We start from the raw sequence: 23,725 nt of genomic DNA, 5'->3' as shown, positions 1-23,725 counted from the left end.
TTCTTTGAACATCATTGTTTTTAATGTTCTTTATATAAACGGTATCAAGTTTTGGAACAAAATTTGATACCGTTCCGTTATTAATGATTGAATAATTTTATAAATAAAAATGATGAAATATTTTTTTGCAATTTGTATTAGTGCTTTGTTTTTTAACTACAATGTTTTTTCGCAAGAAAAAAATAGTACCCATAAAGTGGAGAAAGGAGAAACGATAAGTCAGATTGCAATAAAATATAATGTTACTCCGTATGATATTTATCAATTAAACCCGGATGCACAAAGCGGATTAAAGCCTAATAGTGTTTTGTTAATTCCAAAAAGTGGAGTGAAACAAAAAACTATTGTGCAATCTAAGCCAATAGTGAATACTACTACTCATGAAGTAGCACCGAAAGAAACGCTGTACGGGATTGAAAAAAAATACGGTGTTTCAGATGAAGATTTGAAGAAAGCTAATCCAAGTCTTGAAAAAGAGGGATTAAAAATTGGACAAATCCTTGTTATTCCCTCTAAAAACAGCCCGAAGACAGCTACCGCTACTGTAATTCAAGAAAAAGTGGTTTATCACGAGGTACTTCCAAAGGAAACTAAATATTCTATCTCTAAACAATATGGAATTACCATTCAAGAATTAGAGAAAAAAAATCCTGAAATTGTTTCTAATTTACCTATTGGTTATAAATTAATTATCAAGGGTAATCCCGGAACTTCGGGGCCAAAAGTAGAGAAAACTATTCCAGTTGTTGAATCCAAAAAGGAAATTGCAAAACCGAATCCTGTAAAGGTTGCGGCAGCTATTAATTATTTAAATTATGAAGTGAAGCCGAAAGAAACACTTTATAGTTTGTCAAAGATGTTTGGGATGACTCAGGAAGAATTAATCACTCTAAACCCTGCTTTGTCTCAAGGTGTCGTGGAAGGAATGATTTTGAAGGTCCCGGGAACGATTGCTATTCCGCAGGAAACTAAAAAAGAATACGCTGGATTATCAAAGAAAAGTAACAACAGAAAAAAGTTAGTATTGCTTTTGCCGTTTAATATGCCAAATATTGAAGGTGACACTATCAATACCACTGCAATGCGTCTTAAAAAAGACAAGTTTTTGAACATGACTTTAGATTTTTATTCGGGAGCGTTGATGGCGATTGATTCTGCAAAACAAAAAGGACTTTCTATCGATGTTAAGATTTATGATTCGCAAGAAACTAAAAATACGTCTAATGTCGCTTCTATAATTAAAGAAAATAATCTAGAAAATTCAGATGCCGTTGTTGGACCTTTCTATCTGACTAACGTCGAGAAAACAGCTGAATTATTGACTCTGAATCAAGTTCCTGTGATTTCTCCTTTATCAAAAGATATTGGAAACTCATTCAGTAATTTGTACCAAACCATTCCAACGGCTACCGCAGTTAAAAATGCTATGTTTGATTATATGAGAGCAAAAGGCGGTAATATTATAGCAGTAGTCGATAAGAAAAAGGAATCAATGATTCAATTTATAAAAGAGAATCATAAAGATGTAAAATTTTCAGCCCTTGCTGCAAACGGGGCTTTAGCTCCAGAAAATTTGAAAAGTTTATTTGTGAAAGACAAAATGAACTATGTGGTAATGGAAACCGGAAATACAGGAATGATTAAATCAACAATGGCTACTATGTTGAGTGCTATGGCAACGTATAAAGTACAGTTGGTTATTTTAGAACCTAATGAAACACTTGATACCGATGAAATTAATTTTGTGAATTTGACAAAATTGAAATTAATGTATCCTTCAGTAACCCGTGAAAATGAATCTCCAGAAGCTTTAATTTTTGAAAAAGAATATAAAAAGAAAAATAAAATTTTCCCTAGCGCTTTCGCAACTCGTGGTTTTGATATTACATTCGATACAATGATGCGTTTGTCACAAGATAAAACGTATCAGGAAACGGTAGATACTATCGCTACTGAACAGGTAGATAATAAATTTGAATACTATAAAAAAGAAAATGGTGGATATACTAATAAAGGTGTTTACATCTTATATTATGACACCGATTTAACAATAAAAGAAGCTAATTAAAAAGTGTTGAGTAATCAGTGTTCAGTGGCTGTAGAATAAAATAATAATAAAATTATGACATCAAAAGTAACGTACTTAGGCGATTTAAGAACATCATCAATACATTTGCAATCCGGAAATGAAATCATATCAGATGCGCCATTAGACAATAATGGAAAAGGCGAGGCTTTCTCACCAACTGATACGGTTGCGAATGCTTTGGCAAGTTGTATGATGACTGTAATGGGAATAAAAGCCCGCGATATGAATCTAGATTTGAAAGGATCTACTGCTGAAGTAACGAAAATTATGAATGCAGAGCCAAGACGAATAGGAACAATAGAAATTGCTTTTGATATGTCAGGGATTGACGACCAAAAGAATAAAACGATTCTGGAGCGAACTGCCATGACCTGTCCTGTTTTCTTGAGTTTAAATACCGAAATCGAAAAAAGAATTACTTTCAACTGGAAATAAAATAGAGTCGAGAAGCAAGAGACAAAAAATCAAGAAGGATTAATACATCTTGATTTTTTGTCTCTTGCTTCTTTTTTATTAAAAAAATGGATAAAAACCAACAACAACTGATTAAACTGGCGCATACCAAAATGCCTTTTGGTAAATATGAAGGTAAATTTCTTATCGATTTGCCTGAATATTATGTGGTTTGGTACAGTAATAAAGGATTTCCAAAAGGAGAATTAGGGGAACAATTGAAATTGATTTACGAATTAAAATTGAACGGATTGGAAGAGTTAATTCGAAATATAAAAAAACGCTATCCAAAACCATAGGATAGGCTTTCTTAGACTCCTTAGATTTTTAGAGAATTAGATTTTACTTTTTTTTAACCTAAAAAGAGTCTGAAAATCTAACAGTCTAAAATTCTAATAGTCCAATTAAATTTGTACTTTTGCCAAGTTTTTTACATAACTACAATACAAACAACAACAGAATGAATCAAACGAAATATATTTTTGTTACAGGCGGTGTGACTTCTTCTTTAGGAAAAGGAATTATTGCGGCATCTTTGGCAAAATTGTTACAAGCTAGGGGATATCGTACAACCATCCAAAAGTTTGACCCTTATATTAATGTCGATCCAGGTACTTTAAATCCATACGAGCATGGAGAATGTTATGTGACTGATGATGGTGCGGAAACTGATTTAGATTTAGGACATTATGAGCGTTTCTTGAATGTTCCTACCTCTCAAGCGAACAATGTTACTACAGGAAGAATTTATCTTTCGGTTATTGAAAAAGAAAGAAGAGGAGAATTTCTTGGTAAAACAGTACAAGTTGTACCTCATATTACCAATGAAATTAAGGATAGAATGCAATTGCTAGGTAAGTCAGGTGATTTTGACATTGTTATTACTGAGATTGGTGGAACAGTAGGGGATATTGAATCTTTACCTTACATAGAATCGGTTCGTCAATTAGTATGGGAATTAGGAGAGCATAACGGTTTAGTAATTCATTTGACTTTAGTTCCTTATTTGGCTGCAGCCGGAGAATTAAAAACAAAACCAACGCAGCATTCTGTTAAAACATTGATGGAGAGTGGTATCAAAGCTGATATTTTAGTTTGTAGAACAGAGCATGAAATTTCTGATGAAATTCGCAATAAATTAGCTTTGTTTTGTAATGTAAAAAGAGAGGCCGTTATACAATCTATTGATGCTTCAACGATTTATGAAGTGCCTAATTTAATGCTAGAAGAAGGTCTTGATATAGTTGCTTTAAAGAAACTGGATTTGCCTAAAAAAGCAGCTCCGGATTTAAAAAACTGGAATACTTTTTTACGCAGATTAAAACATCCTAAGCATGTCGTAAATATCGGTTTGATTGGGAAATATGTAGAAATGCAAGATTGTTACAAATCTATTTTGGAAGCTTTTATTCATGCAGGTGCTGCAAATGAAACCAAAGTTAACGTGATTTCTATTCACTCTGAGCATATTGATGCAACAAATATTGAAGAAAAATTATCAGGTTTAGATGCAATTCTTGTAGCTCCAGGTTTTGGAGAAAGAGGAATTGAAGGGAAAATAGAAGCAGTTCGTTATGCAAGAGAAAATAAAGTTCCATTTTTCGGAATTTGTTTGGGTATGCAAATGGCAATTATCGAATATGCAAGAAATATTGTAGGTTATCCTGATGCTAATTCGACTGAAATGAATGATCAAACTTCACATCCTGTTGTCAACTTGATGGAAGAGCAAAAAACGATTACCGATAAAGGAGGAACAATGCGTCTTGGAGCATGGAAATGTGATTTAAAACAAGATTCATTGGCATATAAAATCTACGGAAAAGAAACTATTTCTGAGCGTCACCGTCATCGTTATGAGTACAACAGTAACTATGTTGCACAATTGCAAAATGCAGGTTTGATTGCTTCGGGAGTAAATCCGGATACAGGTTTGGTTGAGATTATAGAGTTGGAGGATCACCCATTTTTTATTGGGGTTCAATACCATCCAGAATACAAAAGTACCGTGGCAAATCCACACCCTATTTTTGTGAATTTTGTGGCAGCAGCAGTTCAAGCAAAGAAAAAATAATTTTTGTTTTTTGAAACAATTCATCAAACTTTATACTTATACAGTAAACTTTTTTAAATAAAATAATGGAAGAAAAAAAATTAGACCTTAATTCGATTATAGGTTTTATATTGATAGTTGGTATTTTGTTTTGGATCATGTTTCAAAATAAACCTTCGGAAGCAACTATTGCTGCTGATAAAGCTAAAAAAGAGTTAGTGGTTAAGGAAGCTTTAGCAAAAGCAGCTGCAACTAAAACAGTTGCTACTGCAGCAGCTATTGTACCTGGCGATTCAACTCAAATGGCACAATTGCAAAAAACTTTGGGAAATTTTGCTTATTCAGCGTCACTTCCTTCTGCAAAAGAAAGTTTTACTACAGTTGAAAATGAATTTGTAAAATTAAAAATCGCAAATAAAGGAGGTTATATTGTAGAAGCTACTTTGAAAAATTTCGAAAAATTTAAAAAAGGCTCAGGTCAATTAGTTGAATTGATTAAAGATAACAATTCGGATTTAAATATTCAATTGCTTACTAGCGATAACCGTACTTTAAATACAAAAGACTTATTTTTTGAACCAACATTAACAAAAGTTGGAGCTGATCAAATAGTGTCCATGAAATTGAAAGCTGGTGCAAATGAGTTTCTGGAATACAAGTATATATTGAAACCTAATGATTACATGGTTGGTTTTGATATTCGTTCGCAAGGATTGAATAAAGTTTTGAATACTGCTAAACCGTTGGATTTACAATGGAATTTGAAAACTTTCAGAACAGAAAAAAGTATCGCTTATGAAGACCGTTATACTTTATTGAATTATGAGTATGGTGATGATAAATTTAATAATGTTTCTGGGACTGGAAAGGATGTTCAAGAAGAAACGCCTGAAAATGTTAAGTTTATTGCTTTTAAACAGCATTTTTTTAGTACTATTTTATTGACTGATACTCCGTTTGCTAAAACAACATTAAAGTCGCATAAATTAGTTGTAGATGAAAAAGTGGATACAACATACATCAAACAATTTAATGCTAATGTTCCTTTAGCTTTTACTAATGGTGAAGTAGCTTATAAAATGAACTGGTATTTTGGACCATCAGATTATAAAACATTAAAAGCTTACGATAAAAATTTAGAAAAAATTATTCCTTTAGGTTGGGGTATTTTTGGATGGATTAACAAATTTGTATTTATTCCATTATTTGGATTTTTAAGTTCTTACATCACTTATGGAATTGCGATAATTATCTTTACTATTATTATCAAAATTGCCATGTCACCTATTACCTATAAATCATTTTTGTCTCAGGCGAAAATGAAAGTATTGCGACCTGAAATTACTGAATTGGGTGAAAAATTCAAAAAAGACCCCATGAAGAAACAACAGGAAACAATGAAGTTGTACAATAAAGCCGGGGTGAACCCAATGGCAGGATGTATTCCAGCCTTGATTCAGCTTCCTTTTATGTATGCCTCGTTTCAGTTTTTCCCTTCGGCTTTTGAGTTAAGACAAAAAAGTTTCCTTTGGGCAGACGATTTATCTTCTTTTGACCAAGTTGTAAAATTACCTTTTCATGTTCCTATGTATGGCGATCATATTAGTTTGTTTCCAATATTGGCTGCAATAGCGATTTTCTTCTATATGAAAATGACTTCAGGAGATCAACAAATGGCTGCTCCACAACAGGAAGGAATGCCTGATATGGCAAAAATGATGAAGTATATGATTTATATCTCACCAATTATGATGTTGATTTTCTTCAACAGTTATGGTGCCGGATTGAGTTTGTATAACTTTATTTCGAACTTGATTACTATCGGAATTATGTTTGTCATTAAAAATTACATTGTTGACAGTGATAAAATTCACGCTCAAATACAAGAGAATAAATTGAAAGAGCCGAAGAAACAAGGTAAATTCCAGAAAAAACTTCAAGAAGTTATGGAACAAGCCGAAGCTCAAAAAGCGAAAGACAAAAAGAAATAAAAGTTAAAAAAATCTCGATATATTTCGAGATTTTTTTGTTTACAGATAATTTAAGCCATCAGAAGTCGTTACTATAAAAAGGGTATTTATTATGAAAGCATTTTATAAAAAAGGAATATGTATTTTGGTTTTTTTGAATGTGTTTTGTCTTCACGCACAAACAGATTTTAATAAATTAGATGAAAAAGAAAAAAAGCATGGTTTATGGAAAGGTTTTTTTGAGGAATCAAAAAGACCGCGTTATGAAGGAACTTTTGTTCATGGGAAAGAAACAGGAGTTTTTAATTTTTATGACGATACAAAAGCAAAATCGGTAATTGCTACGAGGGAATTCAATCCTAAAGACAATTCTGCCTATACTATATTTTACGATCAAGATAAGAATAAAGTAAGCGAGGGAAAAGTAGTAAATAAAGTATTTGAAGGGCAATGGAAGTATTACCATCAAGCTTCAAAAACTATTATGACTATTGAAAATTATACAAATGGAAAACTAGAAGGCTTGCGCAGTGTTTTTTATCCTAGCGGTAAAATAGCCGAAGAAATCAGTTATAAAAATAATCTGAAAGATGGCGTTTATAAAAAATACACCGAAAAAGGAATTGTACTTGAAGAATCTATTTTTAAGAATAATGAATACAATGGTTTGGCCATTTTCAAGGATACGGATGGGAATGTGGTTTCTAAAGGACAGTTTGTAAATGGAAAAAAATCAGGGTCTTGGCAATTTTTCGAAAAAGGAAAAAAAGTCAAAGAAGTGAATATGAGTATTCCTGAAAATGCAACAAAATCCAAGCTTTAATTAAGTTTGTTGTTACATAACTACTATGGTAAATCTTTCGTAACTTTGCACCCTTATAAAATTTTAATTTTTTGAAGATGAAGCGTGTTGTTGTAGGACTTTCGGGAGGTGTAGATTCTAGTGTTGCTGCTTATTTATTGCAACAAGAAGGGTATGAAGTCATAGGTCTTTTTATGAAAAATTGGCATGATGATTCAGTTACTATTTCTAACGAATGCCCATGGCTGGAAGATAGTAATGATGCATTACTCGTTGCTGAAAAATTAGGAATTCCATTTCAAACGGTAGATTTAAGTGAACAATACAAAGAGAAAATCGTTGATTATATGTTCAACGAATATGAAAAAGGGCGTACTCCAAACCCCGATGTGCTTTGTAACCGCGAAATAAAATTTGATGTTTTTATGAAAATCGCTTTGAGTCTTGGTGCCGATTATGTAGCAACAGGACATTACTGTCAAAAAAGCGAAATCGAAGTTAACGGCGAAATAGTTTATCAATTGCGAGCTGGTGCCGATACTAATAAAGATCAATCGTATTTTCTTTGTCAGTTGTCACAAGAGCAATTGGCAAAATCATTATTCCCTATAGGCGAATTGACCAAACCTGAAGTTCGGGAAATTGCGGCTCAAATGGATTTGATTACTGCTGAAAAGAAAGATTCTCAAGGTTTGTGTTTCATAGGGAAAGTACGTTTGCCAGAGTTTTTGCAGCAAAAATTGCAACCTAAAGACGGCCTTATTATTCAAATAGATAAAAACGATTCTGTTTACAATTCTGAAAAAGAAGAAGGCTTAACTCTTGAAGAAGATTTGGCATTCGATGCAAGAAAAATTCCATACACTCCTGAAATGGGTAAAAAAGTAGGGAAACACCAAGGTGCTCATTATTTTACTACGGGTCAACGAAAAGGACTCAATGTAGGTGGAACAACTGATCCATTATTTATTATAGCCACTAATGTGGAAACCAATACTATTTATACTGGATTAACCAGTCAACATCCTGGATTGTTTAAGAAAGCATTACTTGTTGAAAAATCTGAAGTCCATTGGATTCGTAAAGATATGGCTTTGGCCAATGGTGAAACCATGGAAGTTATGGCGAGAATTCGTTACAGACAACCTTTGCAAAACGCCACCTTACATCAATTTGAAAATGGAATGTATATATCCTTTGAAGAACCTCAATCTGCAATAACCGAAGGACAATTTGTTGCTTGGTATTTAGCTGATGAATTAGTTGGTTCGGGAGTAATTTCTTAGTTTAGTGCTTTATTTATAAAAAGGTCTAAAACATATATTTTCCCTGAATTAAGAATGTCTTCAAACAGCTATAAAGGGGATTAAATCCTAACTTTGGTTGGAATTTTCAGACCTAAAAAATAAAGTTAACTATGAGAAAATTCTATTTATTTCTTTTTTTGTTGATTACTTCTGTTGGTTTTTCTCAAGAAGATGCTTGGGTATATTTCAACGCCAAACCCAGTTCTCAGCCTTATTTTGATTCGCCTTTGAAAATGCTTTCCCAAAGAGCTTTGGATAGAAGAATGATTCAAAATATAGTATTGGATTCTAAAGATATTCCAATAGACGTATCTTATATCAATCAAATAAAAGCCGTTGCAGGAATTACTTTTATGGCAAAATCCAAATGGTTGAATGCTATCCATGTTAGGGGAACCCAAGCAATTGTAAATTCATTGACAGCGTTTCCTTTTGTCAGTAAAGTTGATTTTGCAAATAAATTACTCAATCAAACAGCAAAGATTGCAAAGTTATCCAAAATAAAAAAGGTAAATAAAAGTAAGAAAACCAAAATTAATTACGCTTACGGGACATCAGCAAATCAAATACAGATGCTTAATGGGCAATTATTGCATCAACAGAATTATACTGGTGCAGGGAAAATAATAGCCGTTTTAGATGCTGGATTTCCGGGGGTTAATACAGCATTGCCGTTTCAAAGATTAAGAGATAATAACCAAATTTTAGGAGGTTATAATTTTGTATTAAGAAATCCAGATTTTTATACTGGAGTTTCACACGGAACATCGGTACTTTCGACAATGGGTGGTTACAAAGAAAATTCGTTAGTGGGAACAGCACCAGACGCTTCCTATTATTTATTTATCACTGAAGATGATACTTCTGAAAATCCTGTTGAAGAATCGCTTTGGGTTGAAGCTGCCGAAAAAGCAGATAGTTTGGGCGTTGATATTATAAATACCTCTTTGGGTTATTTTGAATATGATAATCCAGCGTATAGTCATACTTATAGTGAAATGAACGGAACTACCGCCTTTATATCTCGTGGGGCTGAAATTGCATTTAGCAGAGGTATGATTGTATTGGCGTCAGCCGGTAATTCAGGAGGAACAGCTGATCCCTATATTGGTGTTCCAGCCGATGCAGTATCTGTAATTGCTGTAGGGGCAGTAAATTCTTCAAAAGTACTGACTTCGTTCAGTTCAGTTGGTCCTTCATCTGACATTAGGATAAAACCGGATGTTGTGGCACAAGGGCAATCCGATGTTTTGTCCGATGAATTTGGGAATATTATAGTTGCAAATGGGACTTCTTTTTCCAGCCCCATTATGGCAGGAATGGTTGCTTGTTTGTGGCAAGCAAATCCAAGTAAAACCAATGTCGAAATAAGACAGTTGCTATTAAAATCAGCAGATCGATTTACAACGCCCGACAATCAATATGGTTATGGAATCCCAGATTTTAATTTAGCGGTGAATAACGGATTATCGTTGAACACTTTTTCGAAAGATGATTTTATAATCTATCCAAATCCGGCAATAGATTTTATTACAATTTCACTACCGGTAGGATTAGATAGCGCGATGGTTAGTATCTATTCTATTTCAGGTCAAAAAGTATTGGACAAAGAAATTACAATTGAATCGCCGAGTATTTCTTTGAAAGCATTGAGTAAAGGAATGTATGTGTATAAAGTGGAATCAAATTCTTTTTTCAAACGCGGAAAAATAATAAAACGTTAACGGCATCAATACGACATGAATAAAATCACAGCACTTTTCAAGATTAAATACCCAATTATTCAGGGAGGAATGATTTGGAATAGCGGTTATAAATTAGCAAGCGCAGTTAGTAATGCTGGAGGTTTAGGGTTGATAGGTGCGGGTTCCATGTATCCTGAAGTTTTACGGGAACACATTCAAAAATGTAAAAAAGCCACTTCAAAACCTTTTGGGGTAAATGTTCCGATGTTGTATCCCAACATCGAAGAAATAATGAAAATCATTGTTGACGAAGGCGTGAAAATCGTTTTTACATCGGCTGGAAATCCAAAAACGTGGACTTCGTATTTGAAAGAAAACGGGATAACAGTAGTGCATGTGGTCAGTAGTTCTGTATTTGCATTAAAAGCACAAGATGCGGGCGTTGATGCTGTTGTTGCCGAAGGATTTGAAGCCGGAGGGCATAATGGCAGAGAAGAAACCACGACGCTTACACTAATTCCAATGGTGAAAGAAAAAATCAAGATCCCGTTAATAGCTGCTGGAGGTATCGCAACTGGTCGTGGCATGCTTGCGGTAATGGTGCTGGGAGCAGATGGAGCTCAAGTAGGTAGCAGATTTGCTGCTTCTGTGGAATCATCCGCACATGAAAACTTCAAGGAAACAATAGTAAATATAAAGGAAGGCGATACGCAATTGACATTGAAAGAACTGGCTCCAGTTCGATTAATTAAAAATAAATTTTATCAAGATGTTCAGCATTTGTATCAACAATGCGCAACAAAAGAAGATTTAATTGGTTTATTAGGGAGAGCCAGAGCAAAGCGTGGGATGTTTGAAGGGGATTTAATTGAAGGGGAATTAGAAATAGGTCAAGTTGCAGGGTTGATTCATGAGATAAAACCAGTTTCGGTTATTGTTGAAGAAATGATGTCAGATTTTGAAACTGCAATAAGAGAAGTAATGAATTTTGATTTTTAATTTATAAATATGACTAAAACAAAAATATATGCCATATTGCTTTTTATGGTCTTAGGACTGCAATATTCTTATAGCCAAAACTATAAGTTTAAGACTTCTGGTTTTAGTGTTTTAGAAAAAAAGGAAAATGGAAAGTGGGGGAAATGGTCTGATTTGGATTTGGTCAATATTTTAGTCACATTAGACACTAATAAAAACAGAATTGTAATTTATTCCCAAGTTATTCAACTGTTTGAAATTATCGATTATCAAGCCACTGAAGAAAATGATACTGATATTGTTTATTCATTTACTTGTAAAGACAATAATGGAGATAATTGTACGCTCTCCATCATCACCCGAAAAAAACAAGATAATAGGAAGCAATTGTACATCAATTATGACGATAGAATTGTAGTTTATAATATCTTCAATATGTAATACTTTTTAATCTTAAAAATTACTACAGTAGCTAACTGTAATTTAAGTTCATTTAATATTTTACTGTTTTTATTGTAGTAAAAATAAAACCAGTAAAATTATTCTATATCTTTAATGAATTCATCATACTCCATATAGAATAATTCCAGAGCATTCATTTTCTCATTATAGAAGTCAAATATTTCATCCCAATAGTTGCGATTGCTTACGCCAACTCCTAGTTTTTCAACCCAAATGCGACTGATGGTTTTACCGTTTTCTAGCGTATAGTCTTTTTCGAAAACCAAATCTTTAATGAATTCGTCTTCCAGAATGTTTTTTAATGCTTCTATTTTTTCAAAATAGGCAATTCGTTTTTCATCGTTGCGATGCTCAATATCTATTAAAACTTGGGCTTTTTTATTGTCTACATAGAATTTGAAAGAGAAATCCTTAATTTTAGTGTCGTATAATACCCATTTACGGGGGTATTTTTCTGCGAATGTGACCCAGAATTCTCGTTTTAATTTTTGAGTTTCTTCTTTGCTGTACATTTTTATTTATTTGAATTTGATTTTAGAAAATTTGCGAAGCATTATTTTCTAAACTATATTTATAAGATCTTTTTTGAGATGCAAAAATAGACTTTGATTATGGATTTTCAAGATTTTTTAAAATATGTTCCTAATTTAGTAGAAGTAAAACTTCCTGCAGCTGAAGCACATCTGAAAATGGCGCCATTAGAAAGAATTGATGCTTTGAAAAGTGGTGTTTTTGATGATAAAAAAACTAGAAAAGCCGCTGTGATGATGTTGTTTTATCCTAAAAATGGAAAGACACACTTGGTACTTATTGTTCGGAATTCCTATGAAGGAGTTCATTCTTCCCAAATCGCATTCCCTGGCGGTAAGTTTGAAACCGAAGATGAAGTTTTTGCAAATACTGCTTTACGGGAAACTCATGAGGAAATAGGCGTTTTGCCTAGGGATATTGAAATTATCAAGCCTTTTACACAAATGTATATTCCACCAAGCAATTTTATGGTGCACCCTTTTTTAGGGATTAGCAGAGAGGAGATTTGTTTTATTCCTGACCCCAATGAAGTGGCAGCTATTATCGAATTACCGTTATCCGTTTTTTTGAGTGATGAAATAATTATCAGTGCTGAAATGGTTACTTCCTATGCCGGTAAAATTACTGTTCCGGCTTTCAAAATAGAGGAACATGTTGTTTGGGGTGCTACCGCAATGATGATGAGTGAGTTAAAGGAGGTCTTGAAAGAAGTTCTAGGTTAGGAATCTTTTTTAGAAGTTAAAAAAAAGTCAATTTAATTGAATTATTTTTAATTTAGTTCACATAAAAACTACTGCTAGCGACAAATATAATTTTCGTACGTTTGTAATCAAAATTCACAAAAAAATACACAATTTTATGGGATTGTTTAAGAGAAATCCTTTTGGACATATATTATTTATAAAAAAATGGTTAATCCGAATCTTCGGGGGTATTACGCATAGACGTTATAGAGGATTTAATGAATTACAAATTGAAGGTTCTGAAATTATCAGGAATTTACCGGATACCAATGTCCTTTTCATATCGAATCATCAAACCTATTTTGCTGATGTCGTAGCGATGTTTCATGTCTTTAATGCAAGTTTAAGCGGTCGGGAAGATACTATTAAAAATGTATGTTACTTATGGCAGCCTAAAATGAATATTTATTATGTAGCCGCCAAAGAAACGATGCAAGCCGGTTTACTGCCAAGAATTATGGCGTATGCGGGAGCAATTTCGGTAGAGAGAACCTGGCGAGCTAAAGGAGTCGATGTTCAGGAAAAGAAAGATGTAAATCCAGATGATGCCGAAAACATCAAAATAGCGTTAAAAGACGGCTGGGTAATCACTTTTCCGCAAGGAACTACAAAATCGTTCAAACCCGTCCGTAAAGGAACGGCTCATATCATCAAACAACACAGACCTATAGTTGTCCCAATCGTAATTGATGGTTTTCGTCGTTCGTTTGATAAAAAGGGATTGCGCATGAAAAAGAAAGGAATCCTACAGTCGTTTATCATCAAAGAACCGTTAGATATTGATTACGATAATGATACAATCGATGAAATTGTCGAAAAAGTAGAATATGCTATAGAACAACACCCTTCGTTTTTAAAAGTAATCCCAGCTGAAGAATTAAAAGCGCAGGAAGAATTGAACCGTTTAAGACAATGGGAATATTAACTTTGGACTTAAAGGTCTATCTTTTTCAATTCCTTGTAATTAGCATACAATCTTCTCAATAAGATTCCATACAATAACCTGTAAAACAACCAGAATAATCCAAAAAATACAGCAATTGTCAGAAGGAGAATGCCTATTGTTATAGCCATGATTTTTCCGTCATTGGCAATTTTGTCTCTTAAAATTGCCACATCAGGATTGTAAGTAAAAGCAATTACAAAACCTATAATTAAGCTAAAAACAATCATTCCAAGATTATACCAAACATAACATTGGACTGTTTTTCTAGTTTTTAGGATGTCTTTCATCAATTGTTTGGTAGAAACAGTTGTCGAAATCAGGATGTAGTTTTTATAAAATAAATAAATAAAAACCAATATCACGCCATAATTAAAAATGGTTAATGCTTCAAAATATTTTATTAGCTCATCGTGTTTGATCTTTTTTAAATAATCATCCGAATTAAAAAATAAGCTAATCGATGTCCATAGTAAAATTTCCAAAATACTGATAATCAAAATCCATCTCACTATCGAAGATGATTTTTTATGAATCATTTTGTAAATCTCAATTTCTGAAACAGGCGTAAAAGAACTGTCATTCTTCTGCCAATCTTTTTTTAATAAATCCAGCTCTTTCATATCCCTAATGGATTTAATATTTTTTTTAATTTCCCTTTTATTCTGTTCATTTTTACCCTTGCATTTACTTCACTAATTCCTAATGTTTCCGCTATTTCAGTATAATCTTTATCTTCCAGATACATAAAAACCAGTGCTTTTTCAATATCATTCAATTGATATACCGCTTTATACATGAGTTTTATCTGTTCTTCTTCCTCATAATTATACTCAATATCATGAGTAAAATGCTGTCTTCCCTCAAATTCAATGGTGCTTATCGATCGTTTTGTCTTTCGATACAAAGTAATGGCTGTATTCAAAGCGACTCGATATGCCCAAGTAGAAAATTTGCTGTCGCCTCTGAATTTTGGAAAAGCTTTCCATAACTGAATCGTGATTTCCTGAAACAAATCCTTGTGTGCATCATCGCCATTAGTATACAACCTACAAATTTTGTGGATTATATTCTGATTTGCCTGCAATTGCTTTACAAAAGAATGCTCTAGATTATCACTCATATATACGTTAGTAATCCAAAAATAGATTTTGTTACAAAGTAGCACATTTTTTCTGGTAGCACAAACTTTTCAATTTACAATAAGCATTCGTCCCGCTGTACATTACAATCTTTCTAGTCCTGAAAAAGTCAGTACTAGAAAGGATTTTCATTGCCATCGGGGCTAATTACACGTTTAGATTTCTTAAGAACTTTTTCCAAAAAACAAAAATTTTGATAATAATTGATAGAATTCAAGCTTGTAAAACATTGTATCTTTGAGTATCAACCTTTCAGAACTTTTTAAACATGAACATCCCTACTTCAGCTTTACCCAGAATAGTCATCATCGGTGGAGGCTTTGCAGGACTTGCGCTGGCCAGAAAACTAAAAAATAAAGACGTCCAAGTGGTACTTTTAGACAAACACAACTACCATACTTTTCAACCCTTGTTGTACCAAGTGGCCACTGGCGGACTCGAAGCGGGTTCCATCGCGTATCCTATCCGGAAAGTAATTCAGGAATACGATGATGTCTATTTCAGATTGACTACGGTAACAGAAATTGATACTAAAAACCAAAAAGTAATTGCTGAAATCGGGGAACTCAGTTATGATTATCTCGTTATAGCGACGGGTTCCAAAACCAATTATTTTGGTAACAAAGAAATAGAGCGCAATAGTATGTCCATGAAAACCATACCGCAATCGCTCAATATTCGCAGTCTTATCCTCGAAAATTTCGAACAAGCAGTTTTAACCACCGATAGTGCCGAACGAAATAGCCTGATTAATTTTGTACTCGTGGGTGGCGGTCCAACAGGAGTAGAACTGGCAGGAGCTTTGGCCGAAATGAAAAAAGCCATCTTGCAAAAAGATTATCCCGATCTTGATATAGCCAAAATGGAGATTAATCTGATACAAAGTGGCGACAGAATTCTAAATACCATGAGTGAAGATTCCTCACAAGCCGCCGAAAAATTTCTCACAAGTTTGGGGGTCAAAATCTGGAAAAACGTGCGTGTTACCAATTATGATGGCCGTACCATAATTACTAATTCTGATTTGACTTTTGAAACTGCTACTGTAATATGGACGGCTGGCGTACAAGGAGCTGTTGTGGCTGGGCTAGATGGTGATTCGCTTGTTGAAAAAGTAGAACGCATTCGAGTAAACGAATTCAACCAAGTAGTAGGTTATGACACTATTTTTGCCATAGGTGATATTGCATCAATGGAAACCGAAGCGTATCCGCAAGGACATCCTATGATGGCACAACCCGCTATGCAACAGGGAAAACTGTTGGGAGAAAACATAATTAAATTAATTAGAAAACAACCCATGGAAGCTTTTGAATACAATGACAAAGGTGCAATGGCAACCATAGGAAGAAATAAAGCCGTTGTCGATTTGCCAAAATACCATTTCAGCGGGGTTTTTGCTTGGTTTGTCTGGATGTTTGTGCATTTATTCTCCTTAATTGGATTCAAAAACAAAGCGGTAGTTTTCTTGAATTGGGTGTACAACTACATTCGTTTTGACCGAGAAGGACGATTGATTATTCGACCATATAAAAAGAAAAGCTTCACGACATTTACGAGTGATGAAGTATAAATAAATTCGGTTTTTGAGTTAATTCTAAATTCTTAATATATCAAATTAAAAATGACTAAAACTATTGCAATTTTCTTATTTACTTTCTTTATTAGTTTTAATTTCTATTCGCAGAATAGTTATGTATTTGTTGGCTCTTATAATTCGGATAAAAATAAAGAAGGAATATATGTATTTCAATTGGATACTTTGACAGGTGATTTAAAGAAAATTACATCTGTCAAAAATATACTAAACCCTTCCTATTTAACGGTATCTCCAAATGGAAAATATATTTTTGCGTGTACAGAAACAAAAACACCAAATGCAGGAAGTGTCAGTAGTTTTGAATTTAAACCTCAAAATAAGACGCTAACATTTATTAACAGCCAAAAAAGTGGTGGTGAAAATCCAGTGTATCTTTCGGTACATAAAAGTGGAAAATGGCTTATAAATGCGAATTATACTCAGGGAAGTGTTTCAGTTTATCCAATAACTGCAGGGGGTAAAATAAATCCAATTGTTCAAAATTTTTCCTATTCAGAAGGCAGTATCAACAAAGAAAGACAAGAGCGTTCCCATGTTCATTCGGCGGTATTTTCTCCAGATTATGATTTTGTATTTTTGCCTGATTTAGGTGCCGATAAAATTAGGAGTTATCGATTTGATGCTGCTAAAAAGCAACCACTTTCAGAAAATCAATATCCTTTTACGTCAGCCACATTAGGAAGTGGACCAAGACATTTTACATTTCATCCAAATGGGAAATTTGCGTATTGTGTTGAGGAACTTACAGGGACAATAAGTGTTTATAAATATGTGACTGGTAAATTAGATTCGATTCAAAGAATTAATGCCCATACTGATGCATTCAAAGACGATTTTAACAGTGGGGATATTCACATTTCACCTGATGGACGTTTTCTTTATGCTTCGAATCGTGGGGAAGAAAATAATATTGCCATATTTTCTATAGAAAGTAATGGTACATTAAAAACAGTGGGCTATCAAGCTACTTTTGGAAAAACACCACGAATATTTACTATTGACTCCACAGGTAAGTTCTTAATAGTAGCCAATCAAACAAGTGGTAATGTAATAGTTTTTAAACGTAATTCAGTTACGGGTTTGTTAAAAAAATCGGGAACTGAAATAAAAGTAGAAAATGCTTCTTGTGTACAAATTAAGCAATATTTATAGTAAGCATAGCAACAAGTCAAGAATACTTAATACAAGCCTTTATCTTTAAATGAGTAGCTTCAGTTTTATCTGCTTTAATAGTATTTTGAAAGCAAGAATATTTACGATGTCAATTTTTATTGACGTTTGAATTAACTTGAAAATACGATCTTCGGGATAAACAATAAAAACTTTAAAACCAATAAATTAAAGTTGTGATATCATTCTTACAGGTCTGATAATCAATTTTTTTTAGACGTAAAGTCATTCTTACAATGATTTGATTTTCAGTATTTTAACAAAATTATAATATTTGTAATTAATTGATTGTCAGTCATTTGTAAATATTAAGAATCAGGAGTGTTTAAGAGACTATTTTTGGAATGAGATTTGGATTAATTTTGTTTTTAAACAAAGTTGTAATTAATGAAAAGAGTTATCCTTTCCAATTTTCATCCCATTTTGGTGGGAAAATTAATAGACCAAACAAAGCTCAATCAGTACACAAAATTTCTCTATTATCATTTTCAAAATCTCCCACAATCGGATGTTTCAGGAAGTGATGGTGTCGAGCCGGTAAGTTTTGAGTCTATATCAGATCATGTAGATAAATATTCCGTTTCTTCAGAAAGCATAAATAGCAGACAAATTTTAATTTTTGAAGAGGTTGAGAATTTTATTGAAAATGAAATGGATATTACTTTGCCTTCTGAATACCATTTTCCTGTTGGTTTTGAAGTGAAGCCAGGAAATCTTTATGGCCCTAAAATCGAGGTCCGAATGGAATGGTTTAAAAGAAAAATGGGATATGTTTTTGATGAATTTTACTCAAATACAATTTCAAGCCCGGAAAATCTAATTCATGTTACTTGTTCCGGTTATTCCTCTCCCAGTGTTGCGCAAGAAGCCGTAATAGAAAGAGATTGGGAAACGGTTCAAGTTACCCATTCCTACCATATGGGATGTTATGGTGCTTTTCCAGCAATTCGTACCGGCAGAAGTTTGCTAAGCTCTAGTGAAACTAAAGGTAGAGTTGATGTAGTTCACACTGAATTATTGTCGGCTCATTTAAATTTAGTTGAATTTTCCAATTCAAATACCATGATTTGCTCTCTTTTTGCAGATGGATTCATAGGATATTCTTTATTTGATGAAGAATCGTTTATGGAGGATGATTCCTTTCCGGAGAAAAAAGGATTGCGAATTTTAGCTTCTCATGAGGTAATTATTCCAGATTCATTAGAGGATATGTCTTGGGATTTAGGGGAATATAATTTTTTAATGACACTCTCTAAACGCGTTCCCGTTTTTATTCGTAAAAACATCAAACCGTTTTTAACGACACTTTGCAAGAAAGTTGATATTGACTTAGATAAAGAGAAATCCAAAATGCATTTTGCAATACATCCTGGTGGACCAAAAATTATTGATTATGTTATAGATGCAATTGGATTGTCTAAAGATCAGGCTAGTTGGTCTTATGAAATATTACGTCGTCTTGGAAATATGTCATCAGCAACGATACCACATATTTTTAACGAAATTGTAAATGATCCAAATATAAAATCAGGAACAAAAGTTGTTGCAATGGCATTTGGTCCAGGACTAACAGCTACAGGATTGTTGCTTGAAAAAATATAATTCAGGTAAGATTTTAAAAAAAATAGGCTATAAGCGGTTTGTGTTTATAGCCTATTGTCGTTTTTATAATAATTCACCATTAAATTTACAAATTTACTGTATCCTTCTATACCGTCTTTTTGTTGGTTTAATTTCAGGAAATTGTCATAAAAAGCATGAAAGCCCGTTTCAATTGGGGTTTCATATTGCTTCCAGAAGGTATCACTTTCTTTATAGTTTTTCAAAATTCCCGTATGAACAGTTTTAAGCAATTGTTTGAATACTTTTTCATTTCGAACTTGCCAATTGCTTAAACAATAGCGCAAAGCCATGCTGTATCCAGAATATTGAAAGTATAAATTGTCATTTTTTACTGAAGCTAAAAATCCAATAAAATTACATTCACTTTCGCTGGCATAACCCATTTGATGTGCCATTTCATGATTGGTTGTCATAGGAAAACTATACATCGGTCCAAGGTCATTTACTTGAGCTTCATTAGTAAACGGATTCAAATAGCCACCAAAACCCATATAAGCCAAAGGCAGACTGAGAATCGATTTTTTAGTACTCAAATGACTATAAGTAAAATAGGGGTATTGGTTGGATAGGTTTTTATAACCATTTAAATTCATTTCAAAAACCTGTTCTTGCGAGTAAGGAAATACCACTTTTAAACTATTATTTTTTGTGATCTGAGCTTGAACTTCGTTAGTTTTCGTGATTAGTTTCTTGGTGAAAGTCAATAAATCAGCATCAGAATACTCTTTTTTTATGGTCATTTTCTCAAAAAGTGGTTGACGGTAATAATTGAATGCCCAAAGAATATGAAACAAAAAATAAAAAACGGATACAAAACTTAAAATAGACAAAATGTTGTTTTTCCAGGCTTGTTTCCAGGATTTTCGATTGTTCCAAAACCATATCAAAATAAGGAAAATCACAATAAAATAAATAAAATCACCCACAGAAAAAGGAATTGTACCAAAAACTATTCTGGAAAATTTAGCAATCATTGGATACAGACCATTGCTATAAAATTGCTCCACCCGTTCTGGAAAAAAAGGAATAATCTGCAAAAATAGTATTTGGACTAAAAGAAAGGATGAAAGAAAATATTTTGGTTTCACTGGATGAATTTTGAAGATGTAAAGATAATTACAATATCAATTAGTATCGAAAAAGAATTTAAACTTTGTAACTTTGGGGCTTGTAAATGTTAAACTTCAAACAAAAATAAATGAGCCAAGAAATAAGAAATCTGGAACCCAAAGCACTTTGGAATAAGTTTGCCGATTTGAACGCAGTACCTCGTCCTTCTAAAAAAGAAGAGCGTGTGATTGAGTTTATGAAAAATTTCGGAAACAGTCTGGGATTGGAAACTTTTGAAGATGATATCAGGAATGTAATTATTCGTAAGCCGGCTACTCCAGGAATGGAAAATCGTAAAGCGATTGTGCTTCAAGGTCATTTGGATATGGTGCATCAAAAAAATGCGGATACCGTTTTTGATTTTGATACACAAGGGATAGACATGTATGTGGATGGAGACTGGGTTCGTGCCAGAGGAACAACTCTTGGTGCTGATAACGGTCTTGGTGTTGCCGCCATTATGGCAATTCTGGAAAGCAAAGACATTCCGCATCCTGCTATTGAAGCTTTGTTTACCATTGACGAAGAAACTGGAATGACTGGAGCTTTGAACTTAAAAGGAGGGATTTTGCAAGGTCAGATTCTTTTGAATATGGACACAGAAGAAGACGATGAAGTTGACATTGGTTGTGCCGGAGGAATCGATGTAACGGCTACAAGAAGTTACCACGAAGAAGAAGTTCCTGAGGGTTCTGTAGGGCATATTATTACCGTAAAAGGATTGAATGGCGGTCATTCTGGAATGGATATTCATAAAGGTTTGGGTAATGCCAATAAAATAATGAACCGCTTGTTATTTGATGCTTTTGAAAATTTCGGTTTGCAAGTGGTGGAAATAAACGGTGGTAGTTTGCGTAACGCTATTCCTAGAGAAAGTATTGCTAAAGTGATTATTTCCGAAATGTTTGATGAAGCTTATATTTTTGATATGCAAGAAATCATCAATGATATCAAAAATGAATTTAAAACTACTGAACCAAACTTAACGATCGAAATCGTGAAATGCGATTTGCCAAAAAAAGTAATGGATTTAGGTGTTCAGGAAGGAATTATCAGAGCAATTTACGCAGCGCACAACGGCGTGTATCGCATGAGTGCCGATATGGAGAATCTGGTAGAAACTTCTAATAATATTGCCAGAGTAATAGTAAAAGATGGTGAAATTTCAATAGGATGTTTGACTCGTTCTTCTGTAGAAACATCTAAATATGATTTGGCTAATTCTTTGCGTTCAGCTTTCGAATTAGTAGGTTGTGAAGTGGAGCTTTCAGGTTCTTATCCGGGTTGGACTCCAAATGTAAACTCGGAAATTCTAGACGTCCTAGTTGCTATTTACGAAAAACAAAATTACGAGAAACCAAAAGTTGTGGCTTGTCACGCAGGATTAGAATGTGGAATTCTGGGAACTAATTATCCTGAAATGGATATGATTTCTTTTGGACCTACGATTCAAGGTGCGCATTCTCCGGATGAAAGAGCCAGTATTTCCTCTTCTCAGAAATTTTGGAAATTTGTTTTGGAAATTTTAGCCAATATTCCGGTGAAATAGTATTCAGTTTTCAGTCGCAGTTTTCAGTCCTAGTTATGATATTAAGGGTAGCTGAAAACTGAGACTGCGACTGAAAATTTTTAAAAATTAGTCTCTTTTAGGACTGTTCTTCTTATCTCTTTTTTCTTCTTTCTTTTCTTTTGCAGTTTTGAGAGGTTCTTTTTTCAAAGTTTTCTTTGCGTCTTGACTTTTTGCCATGTTATAGGTATTTAAATTTTGTTTTTAATTTTGATGTAAGTAAATGTATATAATATTTTTGATTTGTTTTAAATATTATTTCAAAAAATCCCCGTCGATGATTAATAATTCAACTCCATTAGTGGCAATAGAGCGATGCGAGCTTAAATCATCAGAAACTACATAAGTCATTCCTTTAGACAGATTTGTCTGTTCTCCGTTCTCCATTTCGCTAATAAAATTACCTTTGAGGCAATGTACAATATGTCCTTTTTGGCACCAATGATCGGCTAAATAACCGTCAGAATAAATTACTTTCCGAATTCGTAACCCTCCTAATTGTATGGTTTGCCAATAGGCTGTTCCTGTTTCGCCTTTATGTTCTGTTCTTTCTATTTTGTCCCAATTGATGGCTTGGAAAGGTATGTTAGACATAGATTTTGTTTATTGAATTAATTTTAGCTAAAACTCGAATTTAAGTATTTTAAAATAAAAATCCCCAACTACTTTTGTAATTGAGGATTGAAATTATCTTTAGATTAAAAACCTATAAGCGTCATATTATTTTTTCTTCAGAATCTTATATTCTTCATAGCAGCCACTTATGGCATCCATAATTTGTAAATCATTTGCTGTTTGTATAAAAGCGTCGGAGTAATTGCAACGTTGTAAAATTTCGGCTAATTCATTTTTATCCACACCAAGAAGTACCGATATCGTTTCTCTGTCGAATTTAGATTCGAGTAGATTCCGAACCGTGTCATCCTTTTTCATTTCTTTTAGCTTTTTGAGTTCCTTTGGGTTTTTACCAAAGAAATTATAAAGCATATCCGCTGGATTAAAGATAGAGCCAAGCACTCTTCCGAAGGCATTTGGAGAATATTCACCTGCTTCGTACCCTTGTGTTAATCCTGAAATGCTGTAACGGTAGTTTTCTTTTGTTGGAATTAATTTAGAATCAACTTCGAGATATCCCGTTAAATTAAAAGGTCTGATGATTACTTCCTCTAGTGCAATTGCTTTTTCGGTAAGTTGAATTTTTGTGCTTTTATTTTTTATCCAGTCATTAGTAACTCGGACTCTTAAAGATTGAAATCCTAAACTGGTAAAGTGTAAAGTATCGTTTGGTTGTACATCAATTTCAAAATATCCTCTTGAATCGGTAGTTGCTCCGCGTACTTTGTTGATATTGATGATGTTTACATTAGACAATGGCTGTTTAGTGCTGTTGTTGATAATAATACCATTGACTTTTTGGGAGAGTTCTGTTACTTGTGCGACAGCGGTTGCAGATAGTACTAAAAAAAAGAAAACTACAAAATATTTCATAAACTGATT

Annotated in this window: 22 protein-coding genes; 16 read left to right on the top strand and 6 right to left on the bottom strand. The window is 33.5% G+C overall.

Translation table 11 applies throughout. The features are described 5' to 3' along the window. The first annotated feature begins 109 nt into the window (after nucleotides 1–109). The 10 genes from ACM55I_RS08790 to ACM55I_RS08745 all read left to right on the top strand — a co-directional run bounded on the left by ACM55I_RS08790 (nucleotide 110) and on the right by ACM55I_RS08745 (nucleotide 11,778). Complete coding sequence (locus ACM55I_RS08790; protein ID WP_416846391.1) at nucleotides 110–2,068, top strand: amino acid ABC transporter substrate-binding protein; 1,959 nt, start codon at nucleotides 110–112, stop codon at nucleotides 2,066–2,068. Between the two features lie 54 nt (nucleotides 2,069–2,122). After that, nucleotides 2,123–2,524, top strand: a complete 402-nt coding sequence (locus ACM55I_RS08785) for an OsmC family protein (RefSeq protein WP_416846390.1) — start codon at nucleotides 2,123–2,125, stop codon at nucleotides 2,522–2,524. A gap of 86 nt (nucleotides 2,525–2,610) precedes the next feature. After that, nucleotides 2,611–2,841: a DUF3820 family protein gene (locus tag ACM55I_RS08780; RefSeq protein WP_132112187.1), complete on the top strand. Its 231-nt coding sequence runs from the start codon at nucleotides 2,611–2,613 to the stop codon at nucleotides 2,839–2,841. A 161-nt stretch (nucleotides 2,842–3,002) separates the two neighbouring features. Beyond that, nucleotides 3,003–4,616, top strand: a complete 1,614-nt coding sequence (locus tag ACM55I_RS08775) for a CTP synthase (RefSeq protein WP_416846389.1) — start codon at nucleotides 3,003–3,005, stop codon at nucleotides 4,614–4,616. Nucleotides 4,617–4,681: 65 nt separating this feature from the next. Next, complete coding sequence (gene yidC, locus ACM55I_RS08770) at nucleotides 4,682–6,586, top strand: membrane protein insertase YidC (RefSeq protein WP_416846388.1); 1,905 nt, start codon at nucleotides 4,682–4,684, stop codon at nucleotides 6,584–6,586. A 91-nt stretch (nucleotides 6,587–6,677) separates the two neighbouring features. Next, complete coding sequence (locus ACM55I_RS08765; RefSeq protein WP_416846387.1) at nucleotides 6,678–7,388, top strand: toxin-antitoxin system YwqK family antitoxin; 711 nt, start codon at nucleotides 6,678–6,680, stop codon at nucleotides 7,386–7,388. A 77-nt stretch (nucleotides 7,389–7,465) separates the two neighbouring features. Further along, a complete protein-coding gene (mnmA, locus tag ACM55I_RS08760) occupies nucleotides 7,466–8,653 on the top strand; it encodes a tRNA 2-thiouridine(34) synthase MnmA (protein WP_416846386.1) in 1,188 nt (395 codons plus the stop codon). A 131-nt stretch (nucleotides 8,654–8,784) separates the two neighbouring features. Continuing rightward, the gene (locus ACM55I_RS08755) at nucleotides 8,785–10,398 is read left to right on the top strand and encodes a S8 family peptidase (protein WP_416846385.1); all 1,614 of its coding nucleotides are present in this window, start codon (nucleotides 8,785–8,787) and stop codon (nucleotides 10,396–10,398) included. A gap of 15 nt (nucleotides 10,399–10,413) precedes the next feature. Continuing rightward, nucleotides 10,414–11,358 (top strand): NAD(P)H-dependent flavin oxidoreductase, encoded by a 945-nt coding sequence (locus tag ACM55I_RS08750; RefSeq protein WP_416846384.1) that lies wholly within the window; start codon nucleotides 10,414–10,416, stop codon nucleotides 11,356–11,358. Nucleotides 11,359–11,367: 9 nt separating this feature from the next. Then, nucleotides 11,368–11,778 carry a hypothetical protein gene (locus tag ACM55I_RS08745; RefSeq protein WP_416846383.1) on the top strand — a complete coding sequence of 137 codons (411 nt, stop codon included), beginning with the start codon at nucleotides 11,368–11,370 and terminating at the stop codon, nucleotides 11,776–11,778. Nucleotides 11,779–11,876: 98 nt separating this feature from the next. Here ACM55I_RS08745 and ACM55I_RS08740 read toward each other — a convergent pair whose 3' ends face one another. After that, on the bottom strand, nucleotides 11,877–12,311 hold the full coding sequence (locus ACM55I_RS08740) for a DUF4268 domain-containing protein (RefSeq protein WP_416846382.1): 435 nt from the start codon (nucleotides 12,309–12,311) through the stop codon (nucleotides 11,877–11,879). A 99-nt stretch (nucleotides 12,312–12,410) separates the two neighbouring features. Between ACM55I_RS08740 and ACM55I_RS08735 the strand changes: the two genes are divergently transcribed. Together ACM55I_RS08735 and ACM55I_RS08730 are read left to right on the top strand one after the other, a co-directional pair. Beyond that, nucleotides 12,411–13,052: an NUDIX hydrolase gene (locus ACM55I_RS08735; RefSeq protein WP_416846381.1), complete on the top strand. Its 642-nt coding sequence runs from the start codon at nucleotides 12,411–12,413 to the stop codon at nucleotides 13,050–13,052. Between the two features lie 136 nt (nucleotides 13,053–13,188). After that, the gene (locus ACM55I_RS08730; protein ID WP_416846380.1) at nucleotides 13,189–13,998 is read left to right on the top strand and encodes a lysophospholipid acyltransferase family protein; all 810 of its coding nucleotides are present in this window, start codon (nucleotides 13,189–13,191) and stop codon (nucleotides 13,996–13,998) included. Nucleotides 13,999–14,006: 8 nt separating this feature from the next. On the opposite strand, the gene ACM55I_RS08725 is transcribed toward ACM55I_RS08730, so the two are convergent. Next, a complete protein-coding gene (locus ACM55I_RS08725; protein ID WP_416846379.1) occupies nucleotides 14,007–14,639 on the bottom strand; it encodes a hypothetical protein in 633 nt (210 codons plus the stop codon). After that, nucleotides 14,636–15,139, bottom strand: a complete 504-nt coding sequence (locus tag ACM55I_RS08720; RefSeq protein ID WP_416846378.1) for an RNA polymerase sigma factor — start codon at nucleotides 15,137–15,139, stop codon at nucleotides 14,636–14,638. The genes ACM55I_RS08725 and ACM55I_RS08720 overlap by 4 nt, the downstream gene beginning before the upstream one ends. Nucleotides 15,140–15,426: 287 nt before the next feature. On the opposite strand from ACM55I_RS08720, the gene ACM55I_RS08715 reads away from it, so the two are divergent. The 3 genes from ACM55I_RS08715 to ACM55I_RS08705 all read left to right on the top strand — a co-directional run bounded on the left by ACM55I_RS08715 (nucleotide 15,427) and on the right by ACM55I_RS08705 (nucleotide 19,530). Further along, complete coding sequence (locus ACM55I_RS08715; protein WP_416846377.1) at nucleotides 15,427–16,731, top strand: NAD(P)/FAD-dependent oxidoreductase; 1,305 nt, start codon at nucleotides 15,427–15,429, stop codon at nucleotides 16,729–16,731. Nucleotides 16,732–16,782: 51 nt separating this feature from the next. Further along, nucleotides 16,783–17,910 (top strand): lactonase family protein, encoded by a 1,128-nt coding sequence (locus tag ACM55I_RS08710; RefSeq protein WP_416846376.1) that lies wholly within the window; start codon nucleotides 16,783–16,785, stop codon nucleotides 17,908–17,910. 405 nt (nucleotides 17,911–18,315) lie between these two features. After that, nucleotides 18,316–19,530, top strand: coding sequence for a 3-oxoacyl-[acyl-carrier-protein] synthase III C-terminal domain-containing protein (locus ACM55I_RS08705; protein WP_416846375.1), 1,215 nt, complete (start codon nucleotides 18,316–18,318; stop codon nucleotides 19,528–19,530). Nucleotides 19,531–19,574: 44 nt separating this feature from the next. On the opposite strand, the gene ACM55I_RS08700 is transcribed toward ACM55I_RS08705, so the two are convergent. After that, a complete protein-coding gene (locus tag ACM55I_RS08700) occupies nucleotides 19,575–20,639 on the bottom strand; it encodes a DUF3810 domain-containing protein (RefSeq protein ID WP_416846374.1) in 1,065 nt (354 codons plus the stop codon). 110 nt (nucleotides 20,640–20,749) lie between these two features. On the opposite strand from ACM55I_RS08700, the gene ACM55I_RS08695 reads away from it, so the two are divergent. Then, entirely contained in the window at nucleotides 20,750–22,210 is a 1,461-nt protein-coding gene (locus ACM55I_RS08695; protein WP_416846373.1) for an aminoacyl-histidine dipeptidase, read from the top strand. A 273-nt stretch (nucleotides 22,211–22,483) separates the two neighbouring features. Here ACM55I_RS08695 and ACM55I_RS08690 read toward each other — a convergent pair whose 3' ends face one another. Continuing rightward, nucleotides 22,484–22,822 (bottom strand): DHCW motif cupin fold protein, encoded by a 339-nt coding sequence (locus tag ACM55I_RS08690; protein WP_416846372.1) that lies wholly within the window; start codon nucleotides 22,820–22,822, stop codon nucleotides 22,484–22,486. A 126-nt stretch (nucleotides 22,823–22,948) separates the two neighbouring features. Further along, nucleotides 22,949–23,716, bottom strand: a complete 768-nt coding sequence (locus ACM55I_RS08685; protein WP_039107515.1) for a carboxypeptidase-like regulatory domain-containing protein — start codon at nucleotides 23,714–23,716, stop codon at nucleotides 22,949–22,951. Between the last annotated feature and the right edge of the window lie 9 nt (nucleotides 23,717–23,725).

Origin of the sequence: Flavobacterium algoris (genome assembly GCF_048158525.1) — a bacterium.
GTDB classification, from domain to species: Bacteria; Bacteroidota; Bacteroidia; order Flavobacteriales; family Flavobacteriaceae; genus Flavobacterium; species Flavobacterium algoris.
This window is presented reverse-complemented; position numbering and strand designations above follow the sequence as displayed.